Here is a 969-nt window from a genome sequence, read left to right as displayed (position 1 = left end):
GTCATTGAAAATGGCCACATCGCCGAAATCAACTTGGGAAGCAACAGGCTCTCTGGCGCAATACCCGCCTCTTTCAGCAATTTAAAGCAACTTCGGAAGCTTGGCCTTTATTCATCTTCCAATTACTACAATAGAAACAACTTGAGCACAACGAATTTAGAAAACCTTTCCGGTATAGAGAATCTGGAGGAGTTGGATTTGAGTTATTGCCAACTATCAGGAGCCATACCCAACTCCTGGGGGCAGTTGACCAAACTGAAATCATTGGTGTTAAGCAATAACACCCTAGAGGGAGAACTGTTCTCTACAATAGGCAACTTAACCGCTTTGGAAACCATTAACCTCTCACAGAACAGCATAACTTCAATACCTCCTGCCATCGGAAACCTGACATTGTTGAAAACCTTGGACCTTTCCAACAACAACACAACCTCCTTACCCACAACTATAGGCAATCTAACGGATTTGGAAACTATAAATCTGTCATACAACAGTTTCACCTCCATTCCCTCGACCATAGAAAACCTGTCGAACTTAAAGACACTTCAGCTGTCGTACAACAACATAACCACATTGCCGAAAGAACTTGAAGACCTGAGCAGTTTAACACAGGTTTACGCAAGTGGTAACCAAATTACGGATGTAGTTCCCTTGTTGAGCACAAGTATTTATTTAAATCTAAGCTCACAAACCCTAACAATGAAAGAGTTTACCTATACGGGAGATGATGTACTGTTGGCCAATCTACCCCCAATAACACGCTATGACAGGTCCAAAAATGATTTCTCTGCTACAAATTCATTTTACCTCAGGATCAATGGTTCCAATGTTGCCACCAACCTCTCCATGGAACCTGACGGCAGCATACTCATTCCCAAGGAATACCTTACTTCATTAACTCCAGAGAAAGAGGTATCCCTATTCCAAAGTTCAGGGACAGCCTCAGGGACACTAATCTCCTTTACCACA

General features: G+C 42.5%; 1 protein-coding gene. It reads left to right on the top strand.

Annotation, left to right across the window (positions count from 1 at the left end):
- A partial coding sequence (locus I3217_RS07535) for a leucine-rich repeat domain-containing protein (protein WP_435049147.1) occupies positions 1-969 on the top strand: 969 nt, incomplete at both ends.

The organism is Formosa sp. S-31, from assembly GCF_051172795.1.
Lineage (GTDB): Bacteria > Bacteroidota > Bacteroidia > Flavobacteriales > Flavobacteriaceae > Formosa.
The sequence above is the reverse complement of the archived record's forward strand: the minus strand, read 5'-3'. Positions and strand labels throughout refer to the sequence as shown.